Consider the following 20,369-nt stretch of genomic DNA (forward strand, 5'->3'; position numbering starts at 1 on the left):
CACTTACCCCCTGCCTGCGGTAGCATGGACTCGCAGACCACCCTTTTTCAACTTTGTTTCCCATGCATACCTGGCACTGGCGTACCTGGAACAATCTGCCCTATCTCACTTGCAGTTTATTAGACTCGTGGCCCCACGGTTTCTTCACGCAACACTACGCTCCCCGATCGCCTGCAGAATTAACCCAGATCTTGCATCCCACTGCCCAGCCCTATCGGGTAAAACAGGTGCATGGCAATATCGTACTGGCCCCCTCTGAGGTGATGCTGACGGAACAAGAACCAGACGGTTCAGCCTCTCCTGGAATTGGGATCCCTGCTGCTGATGGACTGATCACGGAACAAGGTGGACAATCCGTTTGGGTCTGTAGTGCAGATTGTACGCCTGTGTTAATTGCTGATGCTCAAACTGGCCAGGTAGCGGCGGTTCATGCTGGATGGCGAGGGACAGCCTTGAAAATTCTTCCCCAGGCGATCGCCCGCTTACAGGCCCAGGGGAGCCGGCTACAGGATCTACGAATTGCAATGGGGCCAGCGATCGCGGGTGAAGTGTATCAGGTGTCAGAGCAGGTCGCGGTGGAAGTGGGGGCGACGATCGCAGCCCTGGATACGACAGAGCTTAAGAAGGCGGTAACCATTCTTCACCAGTTGCCCAATTCTCCGATTCTGGACGATCCTCAACCGGGACGGGTGCGACTGGATGTACGCCGAGTAAATGCGCTGCAATTGGAGCAACTGGGAGTTCGGCCAGAACAGGTGGCGATCGCGCCTCACTGCACCTATCAAAATCCTGAACACTTTTTTTCCTACCGTCGCAGTCAGGAAAAGAAAGCACAATGGTCCGGAATTGTGAGTGGTTAGAAAATGGCACGAGGCACGGAATACGAGGTACAAGAAACGCATCTGGAGGATTTCTGAGGCAATTTTCTGGAAAAGCTTGTCAAAATGATCTACTTGTCGATACTATAGGATCCGCGACATTCCTCAGTAGCTCAGTGGTAGAGCGGTCGGCTGTTAACCGATTGGTCGCTGGTTCGAATCCAGCCTGGGGAGTTAACATTCACTGCAAGAACCGATCATGAAGGATGAGATACCGAGTCTGAGTCCTTCCAGTGCTGAACTGGCTCAGTTTTGGTCATTAGATCCTGCGATTACTTTTTTGAATCATGGGTCCTTCGGAGCCTGTCCGATGCCAGTGTTGCAAGCTCAACAGCGCTGGCGAGAGCGCATGGAACGGCAACCATTGCAGTTTCTGGGCACAGATATTGAATCCCTGCTAGATGCGGCCCGGTCTGAGTTAGCAGCGTTTGTGGGATCTGAGCCTGCGGATCTGGTGTTTGTCCCAAATGCAACAACGGGAGTCAATGCGGTGCTACGATCGCTGCGCTTTCAACCAGGGGACGAATTGTTAACGACGAATCAGGAATATAATGCCTGTCGCAATGCTCTAAATTACGTGGCTGAGCGGGAAGAGGGGCAGGTTGTTGTGGCCGAGATTCCATTTCCGATCGACTCACCTGAACAAGTGGTAGAAGCTGTATTACAGCGAGTTTCTCCAAGGACGCGGCTGGCATTGTTGGATCATGTGGTCAGTCAAACGGGTCTAATTTTTCCAATTGCTACGCTGGTCAATGAGTTGAAAAAACGGGGTGTAGAAACGTTAATTGATGGTGCCCATGCGCCGGGAATGGTAGCGCTAAATTTATCTCAATTGGGCGCTACGTTTTATACGGGAAATTGCCATAAATGGGTTTGTGCTCCCAAAGGGGCAGCGTTTTTATATGTGCAGCGCGATCGCCAATCTGCGATTCATCCCCTTACGATCAGTCACGGGGCCAATGATCCTCGGACGGGACGATCGCGCTTTCATCTGGAATTTGACTGGATGGGAACGGATGATCCAACGGCTTATCTTTGTGTCCCAGAGGCTATCCGGTTTATGAGATCGCTGTTACCGGGAGGATGGCCTGAAGTAATGCAGCGGAACCATCAACTGGCGATCGCGGCCCGACAGGTACTTTGTCAAGCCTTAGAGGTACCTCCTCCCTGCCCAGAGGAAATGCTGGGTTCCCTGGCGGTTGTTCCCCTACCAGACGGAGATGCAACGGTGCTGCACAACCACCTGCTGCAGCACCATCATATTGAAGTACCGATCGTGCCCTGGCAGCAGCAAGGCAGATTACTAAGAATTTCGGCTCAACTCTACAACCGCATAGAGCAATATCACTATCTTGCTGAGGCGTTATTGAAATCTCTCTGAATTCACGAAATAAACCAAGTCCAGGAGAGAACGGTCGTTGTTTTATGAGAGAAACTCCGGTTCTGGATTTGGACAAGGTTAATCGCAGCAACTATTGTAAAGAAGGATTTTTAAGTATTAAGAAATTTTTAGTTAAAATAAAACTTTAAATAAGATTGCATTTCTTCTGACACAACAAGATTTTGGGCGCAGAATCCCCTGGGCAGGACTTTCTCCGTAGAGGAGTAGTTTCTAAAAATACAAGCACTTCGAGTCAAGAATACGGAATATTACTGTAATTGAAAAGAGCGAAAAATTACTGTTTCTTTAGATAGATTGTTCCCCTCTTGGGGCTATCCTACAGTTTAATATAGATCACCTTAAATGAAGTTTTCTTACTCATTCCTCTCCGTTTACTAAGCGGATTTCAAAAAGATTATGAACAGATGCCCTTGTTGTTCTGGCGTTCTTCTACGCCATATCCGCCACAGTACAGTGTATTGGTTTTGTCCTCATTGCTGGCAAGAAATGCCAGATTTAGCGATGGGAGTAGAAACTAAAAAGCGTTACGTCGCTCATTCCCATCCTGTAGAGCTAGTTGCGTCAGGCCAGTTGCGATGATGCAACCGTCTAAATCTGGTTGAATAAACCTCAAAGGTTTGTCCTAAAAGCGATCGTTCTCTTTCTCATTTGAGAGCGATCGCTTTGGTATTTAATCCTTGTCTCAGTCCAGAACCATAGTTTATACCCTTGCTGTTAAGGGTGTAGCATTCGGGTAACAGTTTTGCGGTAGTTTTTAGGGATCGTTGGCCGAATGCCACGCACCTACGCAGGGCGATCGCCACTGCTCAAACATCCTCTTAAATCAGAGCTTCTGATTATAGAAAATCTCTCAAAAATTCAAACAGATCTTCTTCCCAACATGGCTCTGGCAATAGTCGCAATAGCATTTGATTCAAATCTACTTCAATGTCGTACATATCATCTCGCTGAAAAAGATTAGCCAAGGAGAGTAAATCTCTTTCCTTTAAGGGGCCAGAGGGTCTGCATAGTGTCCCACTCGTTCCGGAGTAAGTGGTAAATGAGCTTCACCTTTACAGATGGTGCCGTCTGGTAAAGGGTGTTGTTCCCCTGGATGAGCCGCTTGCTGTAACGCTGTCAATTCCAATGGGGGCTTAGACCAGGAACCTGGGGTAGATGACTGAACAAAAGTTTTCATTAGCTGCATGCAAACGAACGGCACATCGTCTCCGGCAATAGCTACACCCCGCAACCTCCGTTATCCGGCGATCGTGTGATCAAAGTCAGGATAAATTGCCGCTATGCTGATGAATAAAACGTTTCAGAATTCGAGCGAGTAGATGCACAGCTACTGTTGTCAGCCCTAATAACCAAAAGCATGAAACCTTACCCTTTGCCTCTACCCTCTCCTAACAGCGTTTACTCTGCCATTTTTGGATAGCCAGAGCCACATCACACTGAGAATAAGGGTTAAAAAAGATGCTGTTTAGAACTAGGATCAACTCTGTAGCTATTTCTATCTTAGGAACGATTAGACATGAAGAGCCAGGATGAACATAAATATTCAACTTCTCCGGCTAAAAAAGTTGCTGCAGGTTGTCTACTTTTGTTAGGGGCTGCCCTGACCAGCGTACATTAAACAAAAATTAAACCAAGTCCAGCGAGAGAACGGTCGTTTTCCGATCAGAAAAACTCCGGTTCTGGACTTGGACAAGGTTGAAACACCTGTTTTCCTTAATAAATTCGCCTGAAGCCTTTTCCACGCCAAATCTTATATTCTTCTGTCTGAACTTTCTACTATGTTTGACTCAAAACCGATGTCCAAACTGTCAGACCCGTCAGAGATACCCGATCTGGATCAGCGGTTAGGACTATATCGGGTCTTCCTCAAGCTGTATGAACATCATCGAGAGCTTTTGGACGAAATTCTGGATTTGGAGAATTCAGATAATCGTTGTCGAACTCGTGGAAACTGGCAATTTGTGCAGGGAGTGATTCAAAGGAACCATATCCATTTGATTACAAATTTGCTGGATGATAAAACTCAGATATTGATGCAGCCTCAGAACTGCTGGGTGATTGGACGCGATCGCCAGACTGGCATCCCTATCCCTGATAAACGCCTATCTCGCCGTCATGCTCTGGTGCAGTATGTAGAAGGTCAGGGCTTTTACCTGATGGATCTGAATAGTACCAACGGCAGCTATGTGAATGGCGAACCTGTCCGTCGTCCGGTGCTGCTGAAAGACGGCGATCGCGTTCGCTTGGGTAGTTTGTCATTCATGTTTTTCCTGTGCCAGGGCAGTCGTCAGTCAGCAAGTATTTCGACAGAGGTTTTGCAGTCATTTGGTTTGAACCAATGGGCTGCTGACCTATCTGCAGCATCTCAGGCTGCTGCTACTCATCTCAATGAAGGCAGTGATGATCGAGTAGAAGTAGCCCTGTCCAGTAGCGATCGAGAAACATATATGTTCCTCCAATCTTCTGATGGTAAGGACGAAAGAGCGGGGGTGGCTTTACCTGAACTGAGCAATGCCCAAAAAGCAAAAATTTTAGATCGCTTTTTGAATCGGTAAGGCGATTGACCATTTTTCTTCTGCCTTTTGCCCCCAGGCCGGCTTATTTGAAATAAATCAGCAAGTTTAGCCCTGGAATAGTGCGTGATAAAGTCCAGAGCAATAGGGCAATATAGAGAATGCCAAGAAACCATTGATACCAAACCAGAGTGGTGATTAATCCTGGTATATTTTCATCCCGTAAGCGAATATCATTAAAGCCAAATTTGAGCAAGTTGTTGAAACTAAAGTCGAAATAATTCAACCAACTCCAGCGGCGTTCCCAGAGGATGGGCATATAGCGTTCGCGGAACATCTCATGACGAGGAATTACCGGCAGCCGCCCAATCAGGATACGAAGTTGCCGGAGAGATCCTTCTTCCGTGAAATAGCTGGTATCCATCATGGGATGATAGCGGCCCTGCTGATATAGCAAAATCAGCAGCAGGGTGGGAATAGGAACGGCGATCGCGCCCACGCTCAGCAGGGTTAACAAAGGATTTTCGGCATTCCGCAAGATCGCGCTGAATCCCGCCACACAGAGGAAACTGAACCCACTCATGACCCACACCGTCTCACTAGGTGAAGGCAGAATTGGGGTGGGGGTGAGTCGTCGCCATCGATCTACAAACCAGAACAGTACGCCAAAGTAGGCGATCGCCACCAAGCCAACGCCAAAAATCAGCCAGGTATTGGTGCCATACCGACTCAGCAACAGCAGGAGTCCCAGCCCTACCCAAGATAAGCCAGTTGTGATCCGACTCCAAACCTCTTGAGGGGAGGACATCATTTCTTTGGCCAGAATGCGATCGCGCACATTAATGAACGTCGCTAAATCAATCGCTCCCAGAGACAACAACTCGGTCGTACTGCGAAAGGGACTGCGGGCACGATAGCGAACAATCTCTGTAGCCTGCTCTACCGTGAAGCCAATCTGGGTCAACAGAGCGGGGGGAGCCGTATTGATGTTAATGCCAACCACTTGCTGGCGTAATTCCTTAAGCCGGAGCCGCTCCCGCGTGTACTCAATCTGGTTGGCATCTGGAATTTGCTCTAAATGACGGAAATTTCTGACTAACTCGCGTAACAGATTTTCATTACCTTCCAGGGTTGGAACAGAAATATACCGCCCGATCCGACCCGGATTACCAACAATTTTGGCCTGATCAGAGTCAAATCTGAGGCCAGGAACATTGAGATAAGCTCCCCTAGCAAACCCAGCATAGCCAAAATCAGCCCGATTAAGGATGGTGGCACCTCGTAAATTAACGGGCTGATTAAACCTGACTTCTCGAAATAGGGCTGCTTTTTCAAATACAGCATCTGCCAGAAACAACGCCCTACTAAAAGTACCACGGCTAAAGAAAACCTGAGCCTGCCAGCGAGTTTGTGCAAAATCCGCGTTGCCCTGCCATTGAATCCGGGTGAAGTTGGCCGTTTGCTGAAAGACAGCCCGATTAAAGTTGGCAGTCGCCTGGAACTCGCTGCTTTGAAAATTCACCTCTCCCTGAAATTGGGCCTGATCGAAATCCGCTTTCGCAAAAAAGATACTACTGCGGAAGCGTCCCTCTCTGGCAAACATGGCTCCGGCAAAGCTAGTGGGCTGGCTGAACCGGCTTTGAGACCAATCAGAAATTTGGGCGAATTGTACGCCTTGAGCCTCCACCCGGTTGAGAAAAAAAGTGTTGGTGAAATCAGCAACTCCCAGAAACCGGGACTGCATCAACTTGAGTGGTCCGCGAAATACGGTGATTTGCAAGGTTGTTGCTTGAAGATCGGGATTGGCAGTGGATAGCAGTGATTTGGACAATTTGCCCAGTTGAGACAAGCGGCGACGATCGCGCTGCAGTTGCTCCTGCTCTGTGGGGGAAAAAATCGGAGTCAGCGCCTGTCCATAAAGGGGAGCTCGGAGCCCCAACTGGCTCACCTGAAAGTCTCCCTGAATCAGGGAATAGCTGAGATCCAGACCAATGGGAGTTCCGGGTCGCTGAATCTGAGCCTGTACCAGACGGTAAAACTGATCCCGAAATTCTTTATTTTCAGGGCGCAGATCAATCACTAAACCATGCAAATCCACCGTGGGCAAGCCATCACTTTGAATTGGATTCCGCAACCTATCCTGCAACAACTCCAGGGTAAGAGGGATGCGATCGGGTTGAGCGATCGCGGCCTGAACAGGGGTAGGATGTAAAACCAGACTAAGGGTTAGGACTAGCATTAAAGCAATGAGTCTGATCATCCATGTCATCAGGGGATTTGAAAGCAACGAGCGAGGGTTCAACCGAGTCTATGCAAGGGAAAGAGTGTTGCGATCGTACACCGAACCTGATGCCATCATTCTTTCTGAATCGGATCGCTTCATAACTTCTCGCTAATCCCCTATTTCAGATAGCAGGCTACATAAACAAAAAACAGCCAATCACAACCGATCTGGTGCGATGAGGACAAGGTAACGATGAACGCCATTACGACAGTTTGATTTCTGCCAAGGATGATGCTCAACAAGTGGGAGATCCAGGGCGAACGATGGGATTCGAACCCACGAATGGCGGAACCACAATCCGCTGCCTTAACCACTTGGCTACGCTCGCCATTTGCAAACTCTATAATAGCACTCCTGCTACTTTTGTGACTCAAACCTTCAGGTTAACGATCTTTTCAACTGCTTCAACAATCTGATGGGGTTGCACAATTGTCAGACTTTCCAGGGTGCCGTTATAGGGTGTCGGGATATCTTGAGATGACAACCGGATCACAGGGCCATCCAGTTCATCAAAAAAGCGGTCGTTAATGGAAGCGATCAACTCGGCTCCAATTCCTCCGGTACGCATACATTCTTCCACCACAATCACCCGGTGAGTTTTGCGAATCGAGGCTCCGATCGTTTCAAAGTCCAACGGTTTGAGCGACAGGAGATCAATCACCTCTGGATCGTACCCCTGTTTTTCCAGTGTTTTGGTTGCTTGTATAACGTGATGCCGCATCCGGGAGTAAGTCAGGATTGTGACATCGCTGCCTGATCTCACCACTTCTGCTTTATCCAGAGGCAGGTAATATTCGCCTTCTGGCAAATTTTCTTTCAGATTGTAGAGCAGTACATGCTCGAAGAACAGCACTGGATTGTCATCGCGGATGGCTGATTTCAGTAAGCCTTTGGCGTTGTAGGGAGTAGAGCAAGCCACAATTTTGAGTCCTGGAACGGCCTGGAAGTAAGCCTCTAGTCGCTGGGAGTGTTCTGCGCCCAACTGTCGTCCGACTCCTCCTGGCCCCCGGATCACCATGGGGATTTTAAAGTTGCCACCCGATGTGTACCGCAACATCCCGGCGTTATTAGCAATTTGGTTAAAGGCCAGCAGTAAGAAGCCCATGTTCATGCCTTCGATGATCGGACGCAGGCCAGTCATCGCGGCTCCCACGGCCATGCCTGTGAAACTGTTTTCGGCGATCGGCGTATCCAGCAGCCGCCACTCACCATATTTTTTGTACAAATCCTTGGTGACTTTGTAGGAACCGCCATAGTGCCCCACATCTTCCCCCATCACCAGTACGGTTGGATCCTTTGCCATTTCCTCGTCGATCGCTTCACGCAGGGCATTGAAGAGAAGTGTTTCTGCCATCAGTTCCTCAAGTATCAAAATGTTAAATCCAATTTTAGAGCGAGAGGGACGCGATCGCTAGAGTGGGGATTTAAGGATCGGGAACCAGAACACGGAGATTTGGGAGGAGTGAACAGGAGACTTCTCTCTCTGTTACAATATCTGCGTCCTTCAGCCGGATTGCATCTTTTGAGTCAGTCAATCAACATCCCGAAAGTCGATGAGTTCCTGCAAGAATTAGCGACCATTCAGCAAACAGGTTCTAAGCGGATTGCTTTGCTAGGATCGCGTCACGTTCCGATTACCCATCAAAAGCTGATTGAGATCATGAGCTATGCCCTGGTGTTGGAGGGCAATCGACTGATCACGTCTGGTGCAACCGGGACGAATCTGGCTGCCATTCGAGGAGCCATGCGGGCTGATCCATCTTTGCTGACCGTGATTCTGCCCCAAAGTTTGGAGCGTCAACCCCGGGAATCACGCGAGCAGTTGGAACAAGTGATGCATCTGGTCGAAAACCCAGACAACGATACGATGTCTCTCGCTGAGGCCAGTGCCATTTGTAACCAGGAAATTATTACCCGCTGCCAGCAACTGATCTGCTTTGCCTTTCATGACAGTGTGACGTTGCTAAAAACCTGTCAGGATGCAGAAGAACAACGGAAAATTGTGACGCTGTTCTATTTTGACTAGAACTGAAAATTCTAGAACTGGAAATTAAGGATCGGGCAGGAATATTTTTTACACTCAGGCTGACTTCGTCACTTGTCATCCGTCATTCGGGAATATCAATCGGCAGTTGCTAAAAATGATCTTTCATCCCACGTAATCGGGAGAAAGCCTGGATGTCATTCTCGGCTTTGACGACCTTTTTGAGAACGGGATCATCCCATCTCAGGAAAGGATTGGTGCGTTTCTCTACACCTAACAGGGAAGGCACTGTGGCTTCAGCACGGTGACGGGCAGCCTGAACTTCTGCCAGTCGGGTTTGTAAGTCTACATTTTGGCTATCCACAATCAGGGCAAATTGCAGGTTCTTCAGAGTATATTCATGGGCGCACCAGATGCGGGTATTGTCTGGCAGATGACGGAGTTTGCCAAGTGAGTTAACCATTTGGCTGGGAGTGCCTTCAAACAGGCGACCACAACCACCAGCAAAGAGAGTATCGCCACAAAAGAGATCACCCGGTTCGTCTGAGTTTGTTGGGGGAAAGTAGTAGGCAATATGGGCGCGGGTATGACCGGGAACGAAAAAGATTTCAGCCGTTCGATCGCCAAAGGAAATACGATCGCCCTCCTGCAAAAACACCCGTTGCCCCGGAATGCGGCCTTTGTCTTCGGCTCCTCCGTACACGACCGCTTCAGGAAAATGCTGTAACAACTCGGTGTTTCCTCCCACATGGTCGCCGTGATGATGAGTGTTGAAAATCGCGATCAGGCTGGCTCCTAATTTCCGCAACTGCTGCAAGACCGGAGCCGCTTCTGCTGGATCAACCACTGCTGCCACATTGTTGACTGGGTCGTGTAACAGAAACACGTAATTATCTGATAGGGCTGGCAGTCGATAAACCTGCATGGATGTGTCTCCTCTTCAGGGCTGATCATCCTTTATTCTATCGGCTGCGATCGTTGCCATCTGCTACCTCAACAACTCCGAATTTTTGACCCGATTGTGACCCTACCCAGCAAGTCACCACGAAAGTTGGGGAGCAGTTCAGCGATGAATTGAGGTTAGGGCAGGGAAAACTAAAGCGAAAGAAAAGATATGCAAGGCGGAGCGACAGGGGTTTCAGGAGGATCCTATGCGAACAGGCTCAGATCAAGGGAGGTTGAAGGTCAAACAAACCCTTGAACACATTTTTACGTCCCGGCAAATGACACGCCAGCAACACCTGCAACTCGCCTCTCTGCTGCTCTGCGATCGTCAGATTAGTCAGGAAGAACGGCTCTCTATTAATCGGCTTTTGCATGATGTGCAGACCGGAACGTTGAAACTGGTCAATTGAAAACAGTCCTAAACCAAGTCCAACTAGAGAACGGTCGTTTGCCGATCAGAGAAACTCCGGTTCTGGACTTGGACAAGATTTAAATCAGCGGGCGGCCCTTCTCTAACTTCGTACCGCAGCTCTTGCAAAATTGGGCATCCTCATCGTGGTAGGCCAGATTGCATCCGGGACAGATGGTTTCCACTTTATTCGTCGTCTTCACCAGTCGTTTAATCAAATCTCCCAACTGCCAGGGAATTAGAGCAATCCCTGTGAGAATCATCAGGATGGTGAGAAAACGACCCATTTCGGTGGCTGGAGTCACATCATCATAGCGAACTGTCGTCATCGTAGCGACCGCAAAATAAACTGCATCCAGGAACGTCCCAAACTTCTCCGGATTCCTGGAATGCTCCGTCTGATAAATCAAACCAGAGAACACAAAGATGATGATGAATAGGGTAAGCAGAATCCGAGCAAAGATTCTACTGTCTTCACTACTGACATAGCCAAAGATGGTTTTGCCCTCGATGAACCGGAGCAATCGCAAAACCCGAAACCAGCGAAAAACTCGAATAAATTGAATGTCAAAGGTGCCAATTAAGAGGGGCAGAATGGCTAGTAGATCAATGATGGAGTAGAGGCTGAAGACGTGTTTAATTTTATTGTCGGTCCCCCACCAGCGAACGAGATACTCGATCGCAAACACCCACAGAATGAAAGTATCGAGTAGCTCCAGGCGCGATCGCACCCCCTCCGGCAGGGAATATGTTTCTGCTACAAAAATGGCCGAGGACAGCAATACCAACCCTGTAATGATCAGGTTAATCGCCTTGCCCAGGGGGGTTTCAGTGTCTTCCAGATAAAAGTTAACGGTTTTTCGTAGGGACATCGGATTGGGGATCAGAGATCGGGGATTGGGGTTCTCACCCTCTTCCACCGGATTTTGCTAGACCACGCAATACGCTAAGATAACGGGGCAAATGTGAACAGTAGGGTGACAGGGAAAGTCCAGTGACTTGAGTGTAAGGAGTCCGGCGCTGTGCCGCAACTGTGAGTGATTTTAGATTTTGGATGCTTAAATTTTGGATTAGGAAAGTTCCTGTTTATAAATCGAAAATCGCAAATCCAAAATCCAAAACTTCGCAAGCCAGAACGCCTGTCTCCTGCTTTTTCACTCTATTTCCTGCGTAGCACGGGAAAGGAGTTGTCCGTTTCATGGTAATCTCTCATCCGATTCGATCCACCTCTTCACACAACCAGCCGATTATTCAGACTCAACTTTCCCCCTTACCCATTCAGCGTCCCCTACTACTGGTTGGGCACGGTAGCCGTGATGTGGAGGGACGACAGGGGTTACTGGATTTTGCAGCCGCCTATCAGGCTATGGATACCTCTCGGCCTGTGGTTCCCTGTTTCCTGGAATTGACAGAACCCACCATTCAAGACGGGGTCGATCGCTGTATTGAACAGGGCTATACCGAACTATCGATTCTGCCGGTTTTGTTATTTGCCGCTCGTCATAACAAATTGGATGTCACCAATGAACTGGATTGCGCCAGACAGCGGCACCCCCAATTGCAGTTTCACTATGGACGACACTTTGGCATCACTCCGGGAATTGTAGACCTGTGGCGATCGCGCTTGAATGAACTGGATCAACCCAGCCACAATCCCCATACCATTTCTCGTGCTGATACTGTGCTGCTCTTTGTGGGTCGGGGTTCCAGCGATCCGGATGCAAACGGGGATGTGTACAAGATGGCCCGGATTCTCTGGGAGGGCAGTGGTTTCAGTACCGTTGAAACTTGCTTTATTGGCATTACCCACCCCCGTTTAGAAGAAGGCTTTCGTCGTGCCCGCCTGTACCAACCCAAACGGATTATTGTGTTGCCTTACTTTCTGTTTACCGGGGTGTTGGTCAAGAAAATTTTCGATCTTACGGCCCAGCAGCAACAGATCTATCCCGACATCGATATGGTGTGTTTACCCGAAATGGGGCTGCATCCCGACCTGTTTGCTGTGTTACGAGAGCGGGAAATTGAAACGCAACTGGGCCAGGTACAGATGAATTGTGAGATGTGCAAATTCCGGTTAGCTGCTCTTGTTGGCAATGGCACCAGTCCTCACACGCATGCTCATGCTCACAGCCATAGCCACGCTCATTCCCATTATGATGCTGCTCACAGCCACGGCCATAGTCACAATCAGGCTCACCACCATTCCCATAGTCACGGTCACACCCATGATCATCTGGTAGAAGATCCTTACGCCGAACCAGACCAGTATCACCGCAAAATTTGGCAGGTACCGTAGAGGTGGTCTATGTCTCAGGAATTTGCTGTTGGCGATCGCGTCCGCCTAATCCGGTTGCCGTCCTATGTAAAAACTGCGGATCCAATGCCTATGCTCCGACCCTCGACAGTACTTTCGGTGGGAGAGGAGGGGGTAGTGCTGGGCCGCAAACCGGGGAATTATTGGAGTGTGCGATTTACTAACGGGGCCTTTCTACTGGATGGGGAGTATCTGGAGGGTATCCGTTAGTCTGATTTTTGCTCACTATAGCTTAGGGATTTGCCGTTAAATAATCTACCGGCTGTAGGATGTGTTAGTCGCTAGCCGGAACGCATCGTGGGATTTTATTTTCGCGCAAGTCCCTGAAGGCTGGATGGCTGAGGTTCTGTAAAGTTTTTACGGAAAAACTTTGGAAAATCTGAAGTAACTTTGTTATCGAAAAATCCTTGGTAGGGCAGAATAGCTATGCCAGTACAGGGTTATTAGCTATGCCAGATATCGCCGGAAACTCTCTTGCTACCGCTACAACGCTGAATCTGACTACAAGTGTTCAGAGTTTCATGGACCTTGTCACTTCTACGACAAGCGATTACTACCGCTTTAGCCTGCTCACCCGCAGCAGTGTTGATTTGTCACTCACTAATCTGGATGCCAATGCAGATGTCGCCCTTCTGGACAGTGAGGGCAATCTGTTGACCGTTAATAGCGTTCCCCAGCGATCGGCCAACTCAGGGAATTTGGCTGAGTCCATCAACACAATATTAGATCCAGGGACTTACTTCATTCGGGTCACGGCTGCTCCGTCGGTTGCGATCGCTAACTATACCCTGAATGTCACGAAGGGAACCAATGCCATCAACAGTGCCATTCTATGGCGGAATCCAGTGACAGATCAGACGGGCATCTGGCAAGTGACTGGTGCTAGCTTGACCTCGACGCAATTACTCACTTCTAACCCAGGGGCTGGCTGGGTCGCCGATGCAACCGGAGATTTTAATAACGACGGTCAATCCGATATTTTTTGGAGAAATTTTAATACTGGATCAACCCAAATCTGGTTGATGAATGGAGTCAGTGTTACATCCATTGTGCCGATGCCTGCGGTTTCTCTGGGTTGGTATGTAGGAGGAACTGGCGATTTTACAGGAGATGGCCAAACGGATCTGTTATGGCGGAATGATGCTGCAGGGATAGTTGGTATTTGGGCCATGAATGGCACCCAATTTGTTTATCCCTGGATTATCTCTGAGGGGGTGCCTGCCGTTTGGCGAGTCGCCGGAGTTGGCGATTTTAATAAAGATGGAAAGCCAGATATCGTTTGGCAAAATAGCCAGGATCAGTTAGCCGGATTTTGGCTAATGGATGGTACCAGCCTATCCTCAAGTGTTTTTCTATCCAGTAATATTCCATCGGACTGGTTCATCGTGGGGACAGATGACTTTAACAATGACGGCTCTGTTGATCTCCTGTGGCGCAACTATAGTACGACGGAGAATGGAGTTTGGCTACTCAATGGAGTCAGCTTTGTCAGTGCCTACTTCTTACCCCCTGCCCTATCTGATTGGATCTCCACAGCTCCCTATAAAGCACTGGGTGAACCGAATCCGATCGATAGTGCTGGTGATACTCTGGCAACGGCGTTTGATCTGGGTACCAATGTAACGGGTACCGGCAGCTATCAGAACACCATTAGCAGTGTTAGCACAGACTTCTACAAATTCACTCTGGGGAGCAGTAGTCAGGTTAATCTCTCTCTCACTGGCTTTACGGCCAATTTAGATCTGCAATTGCTGGATGAAAATGGCGGTATCCTTCAAACTGTGGCGGCCCCTGACTTAACACCTGAGTTTATTGCTAGAACTTTAGCTGCAGGAACTTACTACATTCAGGTTATTCCCAATAACGCGGGCGATCGCAGTCCCTACTCCTTGGGGATCAGTGTCAATAATCTACCCGTATTAGCGACCAATGCTCCTCTATCTGTGAATGAACAGGGGACAGCCAATCTTACCAGCAGTCAGTTAAGAGTCACGGATGATGATAACACTGCTGCTCAAATAATCTATACCCTGGGCAGTTTACCAACGAGCGGCACTCTGTCAGTCAATGGGGCGATCGCTACACCTGGAACCACCTTCACTCAAGCCGACCTCGATAGTGGCAACCGAATTCAGTACATCCATAGCGGGAGCGAAACGACCAGCGATAGCTTTATCTTTACGGTTACCGATGGAGTCGGAGGAAGCATTGGCACGACGACCTTTAACATTTCCGTTACCCCTGTTAATGACTCTCCTGTATTAACTGTTCCTGGTTCGCTCACCCTGGATCAAAACACCAACGTCCTAATCAGTGGCATTCAAGTGGCTGATCCAGACTCCGGAGCAGGTGCTTTAACGGTTACTCTATCGGTACAAAACGGAACTCTCACCTTAGGCCGGACAAATAACCTCACTGGATTGCAGGGAAATGGCACTTCAATGCTATCGTTCAGTGGTCAGCTAGATCTGATCAACTTTGTCCTGCAGTCCCTGGTTTACCGGAGTAATGCGACGTTTCAGGGCACGGATGTCTTGACCATAGGTGTCAATGACAATGGCAATACCGGGTTGGGTGGCCCCCTCGGCGACTCGAAATCTACGACTCTGACTGTTTCTGCTGTCAATCAGCCTCCTCTGATTAGTCTTCCTGCATCAGTGAGCGTCAGTGAAGATGTTCCTTCCCCGATTGCGGGTATTACGATCGCTGATCCTAATGCGAATTCGGGACTGGTTACAGCCAGTATTTTGGCGGTGAACGGAGTTGTTTCTCTGAGTTCCACGGCTGGACTGAATGTGAGCGGTAACAATGCCATTAAACAAAAGAATCTAGTTTTCACAGGCACCCTGTCTGCCGTGAATAACGCGCTTAATAACCTGATTTATCAAAGTGATCCCAACTTTAATGGCCCCGATTCATTAATCATCAGCGTTAATGACAATGGCAATACTGGGAGCGGCATTCCCCTGTCTGATACCAAGACGCTAGGTATTACCGTCACTCCGGTCAACGATGCTCCGGTTCTGACCGTTCCACCTGCCCAGACTGCTAACGAAAATATCGATCTCAGGATTACGGGCATTACTGTTCAAGATGTGGATGCTGGAGCAGGAAATTTAAGTGTGGCGATTTCCGCTGCTAATGGCAAGCTGACTTTAGGCTCAATCAATGGGCTAACATTCCAAACGGGAACAGGAACTCAGGATAGCACGCTGATCTTTACAGGCTCACTCTCAGCCATTAATGCGGCCCTGAATACGCTGATTTATCGGGGTAATCTCAATTTCCGCGGCTCAGATGCCATTTCAATTAGTGTCAGTGATAACGGTAATACAGGCTTTGGGGCTGCCCTGGGAGACTCTAAGACGATCGCGGTCAATGTGTTAGGCATTAATCAGCCGCCAACCATTACCTTACCTACTTCACCCACGGTTAACTCCGATACAGATTTGTCCATCGTTGGCGTGAGTATTGCTGATCCGGATGCGGCAGGCGGCAATATGGTAGTTACAATTACAGCCGCTAATGGTCTGGTCAGCCTGCAATCCACCAATGGCTTAACGTTCACTCAGGGCAATGGCACCCCTAGCAATCGCCTTACCTTTAGTGGCCCCCTATTTGCCATTAATGATGCGCTGGCTACGCTCACCTATCGCAGCTACCCTGGCTTTACCAATGCCTTCGATCGCGTGACCATTAGCGTCAACGATAACGGCAACACCGGTACTGGATTACCTCTATCTGACACTAAAACCCTGTTTGTCAATGTAGGCGATGCTGTGAATGTTGCTCCCATAGCTATCAACGATACCTATGGTGTATCGCAGAATAATACACTGAATAGCAATAGTATCCTAGAGAACGATACCGATCCCGATTTTACTCTACCCTTAACCGCTCAACTGGCTGCTGGCCCCACCAGCGCCGCTACCTTCACCCTGAATCCTAACGGTACGTTTACCTACACACCCATTACTAACTTCAACGGCACTGACAGTTTCACCTACCGGGTAACAGATGCTTTAGGAGCCAGCTCAAACATCGCTACCGTTACTATCACCGTTACCCCTGTCAATCAGCCACCTGTGGCCGTAAATGACAGCTACACAACAGGTTCCAGTGGCTCTCTCTTGATTACAACTCCTGGCATTCTCGCAAATGACACTGACATTGATAGTTCTAATTTATCGGCAGTTTTGGTTTCATCCCCAGCTAATGGTACGTTGAACCTCAACTCCAATGGGTCATTTACCTATGTGCCACGAGCAGGCTTCACCGGAACAGACAGTTTTACCTACCGGGCCAATGACGGCAGCTTAAACTCCCTTAATACCGCCACCGTTAACATTATTGTTACTCTGACTCCTAATCAACCTCCGGTGGCTAATGGTGATACCTTTACCACCCCAGCTAACAGCACTTTAACGGTGGGGAATGTGCTAACCAATGATACTGACCCAGATAACAACATTCCTCTTACTGCTAGTCTGCTAGTTGCCCCTGCGAATGCGGCTACTTTCACGCTCAACCCGAATGGTACTTTCACTTACATTCCTCTTGCCAATTTCACTGGTAACGACACCTTTACCTATGTGGCTCGTGATAGCTTAGGCGGCACCTCAGCTCCTGCCACTGTTACCTTTAGTGTGACTTCAGTTACCCCTACCAATCAACCTCCGGTGGCTAATGGTGATACCTTTACCACCCCAGCTAACAGCACTTTAACGGTGGGGAATGTGCTAACCAATGATACTGACCCAGATAACAACATTCCTCTTACTGCTAGTCTGCTAGTTGCCCCTGCGAATGCGGCTACTTTCACGCTCAACCCGAATGGTACTTTCACTTACATTCCTCTTGCCAATTTCACTGGTAACGACACCTTTACCTATGTGGCTCGTGATAGCTTAGGCGGCACCTCAGCTCCTGCCACTGTTACCTTTAGTGTCACTCCAGGAGCCACACCGACGGCTAACAATGATACGCTTTCGGTGAATGCAGGAAGTTCTTTAAATATTGCAGCTCCTGGTATCCTCAGCAACGATACAGACCCGCAGGGCAGACCACTATCCGCCACTTTAGTCAGTACAGTGGCCAACGGTACTCTATCTCTTGCTCCGACTGGAGCCTTGGTTTATACGCCGAATGTAGGCTTTTTTGGGAGCGATTTCTTTACCTACGTTGCTACCGATGGAACTGGCACCTCCAACACTGCAACGGTCAGTATTCGAGTGAATGCTATTCCAGTGGCCAGCAATGATAGCGGGTACACTGCGATCGTCGGAACTCCACTCACAGTTGCTGGTGGTGTCCTTGGGGTGTTAGGGAATGATACAGATGCAGATAACCCTACCCTAACGGCCAATTTAGTCAGCCAGCCAGCTAACGGTAGTCTATCTTTGAGTCCTAATGGCTCCTTTGTCTATATTCCTAATGCCAGCTTCCAGGGTACGGATACCTTTACCTACACTGCTAGTGACGGTCAGGCCATCTCTAACACTGCTACGGTCTCGATTTCCGTCCGTTCAGTCAGCACACCCGTTGCTGTTTCTGACACCTATCGATCTGCAACCAACGGCACGCTTACTGTGAGCCAGATTAACGGAGTTCTGAATAACGACACCGACCCGAATGGGTCTGGCAATGCTCGAACTGCAACAGTTGTGACCGGGCCAGTTAATGGCTTGGCCACCTTAAATCCAGATGGCTCCTTTATTTACAGACCCAATCCTAACTTCCAGGGAGTTGATACCTTTGTTTATCGGTTTAGTGATGGTCTAACAGTTTCCAATGCCGCAACGGTCACCATTTCGGTGGCTCCTAATACCCCCCCATCTGCCAACCCCGATCGCTATACCACTGCAACTGGGAGTACTCTGGCGGTAATTCCTACTCAGGGAATTCTTCTAAATGATACCGATGCCGATCCCGGTACAGTACTCACAGCGACACTCAATACCACAACTCAGAATGGAACCCTGACCTTTAACCCGGATGGTACGTTCCGTTACACGCCGAATAGCGGTTTTTCGGGCTTGGATAGCTTTACTTATCAAGCCAGTGATGGCATTGCCCTATCTACTCCCACGACGGCCACCATTACAGTAGCGGCTGCCCCCACTGCTGTCACAGATATCTATAGTGTGACAGCAGGCCAAACCCTGACCATTGATGCACCAGGATTGTTAGCCAATGATACTGATCCAGTGGGGTTGCCTCTTTCATTGATACCTGGCGTTCCACCCACTCCTAGGAATGGACGGTTGATAAATTACCCCAATAATGGCTCTTTCATCTATGTTCCTAATCCTGGATTTGTGGGAACTGATAGTTTTACATACCGGGCTACCAATGGTGTCCTGTCTTCTTCACCAGTGACCGTGACCATTAACGTCACCAGTCCGTAACTTGTGTCTCTAAGGGGTAAACGTTCGTTTACCCCTTAGAGAATGACGCAGAACTGTTGTTTGGAGAGACACTCTGCTAGAACGTTTCTCCTTTTTATTTACAAAGGCTGGCTTTGTGCTGGGGGTTGTTGACGGTTGAGTGGACGTTGGCCGCAATTTTGCATTTTGTTACGTCTGGCCTGCCATGCCTGTCTTTGCTCTGGAGGGAGGGTTTGGATAAACTGTTCCATGGCTGCTTTGCTATCTTGACGGATAGCGGCTAGCTTTTGCTTTTGCGCTGCATCCAGCGTGAATTGGCGTATTACTTTACCAGGTCTTTCTCCCCTGGCGATCGCAGCTTGATAGGTTTGCCGTTGGGTATCCGTCAGTACTTCATTGGCAATCTGCTGCGTTGTTCTATCCTTAATAGCTTTCAGTTGGGCCTTTTGCGCATCGGTTAAATTCAATTTATTGGCCCGCTTTTGTGGCTGTGCAGCAGGAGTGGATTCAACCTGAGCTAACACTGGCAGTACGGGCAGCGCGATCAAGAGAGTGAGAGCGATTAAACCGGGTACAAGCAGAATAGATTTGAGTTTCATACTTTAGAACTGTCAAACGTGAGGATACTCTGACATCAGGATCAGATGTGATCGATTAGACAGTTCTGCTCCTCAAAAGGTTCAATGAGATGTAGCTTTACTCTTGCATGGTGTCATAGATCAAAAATCGATCAAACACTCCCAACGTAAGTACCCGGTATTTGGGCAAGAAGGACGTGACAGACAATTCGGTGGTGTACACGCTAAAGAATACAAAATTGCGTTGTTGTGTACCGTCAGCAATGATTTTTTGAATTTGGGGACGGTAGGATTGTAGGAGCGAGCGGCATTCCTGTTTAAGATTAAACGCCGTAGGTACCTTTGCGCAGGCTTCTTGATCTAGATAGGTGGTAAGTTGCTGCGTTGCAAAGGCCTCATAAGCTGCCTGACCTGGGTTGGTAGCTACCATGCCCCCCCCTAAGCAGGTGAGCGCACCCAATCCTAACACTCCAAGGCTTTTGGAACTGATAGAAAACCTATGTTGCTTTTCCCAGCTAGAATCCATGCTGAATCCTCATCCGCATCCTTGATGAAGATTTAAGCATGAAGTTCTTCAAGTGGCTCACTTTTAGAATAATTTCATGAAGTTTTTGTTGATGGTGTTGCTAGTTCAAGTGAGGTATAGACCAGAGGCTTCAGCCCCTGCTTGGCAAGG

General features: G+C 48.7%; 15 protein-coding genes and 2 tRNA genes. 9 read left to right on the forward strand and 8 right to left on the reverse strand.

Features of this window, described 5'->3' with window-relative positions; genetic code table 11:
• Window positions 1-62: 62 nt before the first annotated feature.
• The 3 genes from pgeF (at window position 63) to ACUVQO_RS09605 (ending at window position 2,259) form a co-directional block, all read left to right on the forward strand.
• Window positions 63-860, forward strand: a complete 798-nt coding sequence (gene pgeF / locus ACUVQO_RS09595; RefSeq protein WP_445925657.1) for a peptidoglycan editing factor PgeF — start codon at window positions 63-65, stop codon at window positions 858-860.
• 120 nt (window positions 861-980) lie between these two features.
• A tRNA-Asn gene (locus tag ACUVQO_RS09600) sits at window positions 981-1,052 on the forward strand.
• 25 nt (window positions 1,053-1,077) lie between these two features.
• Entirely contained in the window at window positions 1,078-2,259 is a 1,182-nt protein-coding gene (locus tag ACUVQO_RS09605; protein WP_445925658.1) for an aminotransferase class V-fold PLP-dependent enzyme, read from the forward strand.
• 1,006 nt (window positions 2,260-3,265) lie between these two features.
• Here the strand turns inward: ACUVQO_RS09605 and ACUVQO_RS09610 are convergent.
• Window positions 3,266-3,457 carry a hypothetical protein gene (locus ACUVQO_RS09610; RefSeq protein ID WP_445925659.1) on the reverse strand — a complete coding sequence of 64 codons (192 nt, stop codon included), beginning with the start codon at window positions 3,455-3,457 and terminating at the stop codon, window positions 3,266-3,268.
• Between the two features lie 619 nt (window positions 3,458-4,076).
• Between ACUVQO_RS09610 and ACUVQO_RS09615 the strand changes: the two genes are divergently transcribed.
• Window positions 4,077-4,835 (forward strand): FHA domain-containing protein, encoded by a 759-nt coding sequence (locus tag ACUVQO_RS09615; protein WP_445925660.1) that lies wholly within the window; start codon window positions 4,077-4,079, stop codon window positions 4,833-4,835.
• A gap of 43 nt (window positions 4,836-4,878) precedes the next feature.
• Here ACUVQO_RS09615 and ACUVQO_RS09620 read toward each other — a convergent pair whose 3' ends face one another.
• The 3 genes from ACUVQO_RS09620 to ACUVQO_RS09630 all read right to left on the reverse strand — a co-directional run bounded on the left by ACUVQO_RS09620 (window position 4,879) and on the right by ACUVQO_RS09630 (window position 8,431).
• Complete coding sequence (locus ACUVQO_RS09620; RefSeq protein ID WP_445925661.1) at window positions 4,879-7,053, reverse strand: pentapeptide repeat-containing protein; 2,175 nt, start codon at window positions 7,051-7,053, stop codon at window positions 4,879-4,881.
• Between the two features lie 279 nt (window positions 7,054-7,332).
• Window positions 7,333-7,405 (reverse strand) — tRNA-His (locus ACUVQO_RS09625).
• 42 nt (window positions 7,406-7,447) lie between these two features.
• The gene (locus ACUVQO_RS09630) at window positions 7,448-8,431 is read right to left on the reverse strand and encodes an alpha-ketoacid dehydrogenase subunit beta (RefSeq protein ID WP_445925662.1); all 984 of its coding nucleotides are present in this window, start codon (window positions 8,429-8,431) and stop codon (window positions 7,448-7,450) included.
• 108 nt (window positions 8,432-8,539) lie between these two features.
• On the opposite strand from ACUVQO_RS09630, the gene ACUVQO_RS09635 reads away from it, so the two are divergent.
• The gene (locus tag ACUVQO_RS09635) at window positions 8,540-9,103 is read left to right on the forward strand and encodes a DNA recombination-mediator protein A (protein ID WP_445925663.1); all 564 of its coding nucleotides are present in this window, start codon (window positions 8,540-8,542) and stop codon (window positions 9,101-9,103) included.
• A 109-nt stretch (window positions 9,104-9,212) separates the two neighbouring features.
• On the opposite strand, the gene gloB is transcribed toward ACUVQO_RS09635, so the two are convergent.
• Entirely contained in the window at window positions 9,213-9,986 is a 774-nt protein-coding gene (gene gloB, locus ACUVQO_RS09640; RefSeq protein ID WP_445925664.1) for a hydroxyacylglutathione hydrolase, read from the reverse strand.
• Between the two features lie 226 nt (window positions 9,987-10,212).
• On the opposite strand from gloB, the gene ACUVQO_RS09645 reads away from it, so the two are divergent.
• Window positions 10,213-10,416: a hypothetical protein gene (locus ACUVQO_RS09645; RefSeq protein WP_445925665.1), complete on the forward strand. Its 204-nt coding sequence runs from the start codon at window positions 10,213-10,215 to the stop codon at window positions 10,414-10,416.
• A gap of 79 nt (window positions 10,417-10,495) precedes the next feature.
• Here the strand turns inward: ACUVQO_RS09645 and ACUVQO_RS09650 are convergent, their stop codons facing one another.
• A complete protein-coding gene (locus ACUVQO_RS09650) occupies window positions 10,496-11,287 on the reverse strand; it encodes an ion transporter (protein ID WP_445925666.1) in 792 nt (263 codons plus the stop codon).
• A gap of 326 nt (window positions 11,288-11,613) precedes the next feature.
• On the opposite strand from ACUVQO_RS09650, the gene ACUVQO_RS09655 reads away from it, so the two are divergent.
• The 3 genes from ACUVQO_RS09655 (at window position 11,614) to ACUVQO_RS09665 (ending at window position 19,136) form a co-directional block, all read left to right on the forward strand.
• A complete protein-coding gene (locus tag ACUVQO_RS09655; RefSeq protein ID WP_445925667.1) occupies window positions 11,614-12,711 on the forward strand; it encodes a sirohydrochlorin chelatase in 1,098 nt (365 codons plus the stop codon).
• Between the two features lie 9 nt (window positions 12,712-12,720).
• A complete protein-coding gene (gene sipA / locus ACUVQO_RS09660) occupies window positions 12,721-12,939 on the forward strand; it encodes a regulatory protein SipA (RefSeq protein ID WP_445925668.1) in 219 nt (72 codons plus the stop codon).
• A gap of 311 nt (window positions 12,940-13,250) precedes the next feature.
• A complete protein-coding gene (locus ACUVQO_RS09665; protein WP_445925669.1) occupies window positions 13,251-19,136 on the forward strand; it encodes an Ig-like domain-containing protein in 5,886 nt (1,961 codons plus the stop codon).
• A gap of 98 nt (window positions 19,137-19,234) precedes the next feature.
• Here the strand turns inward: ACUVQO_RS09665 and ACUVQO_RS09670 are convergent, their stop codons facing one another.
• Window positions 19,235-19,714, reverse strand: coding sequence for a hypothetical protein (locus tag ACUVQO_RS09670; RefSeq protein WP_445925670.1), 480 nt, complete (start codon window positions 19,712-19,714; stop codon window positions 19,235-19,237).
• Window positions 19,715-19,811: 97 nt separating this feature from the next.
• Window positions 19,812-20,219 (reverse strand): DUF4359 domain-containing protein, encoded by a 408-nt coding sequence (locus ACUVQO_RS09675; protein ID WP_445925671.1) that lies wholly within the window; start codon window positions 20,217-20,219, stop codon window positions 19,812-19,814.
• Window positions 20,220-20,369: the final 150 nt, after the last annotated feature.

Source organism: Leptodesmis sp. (assembly GCF_052746595.1).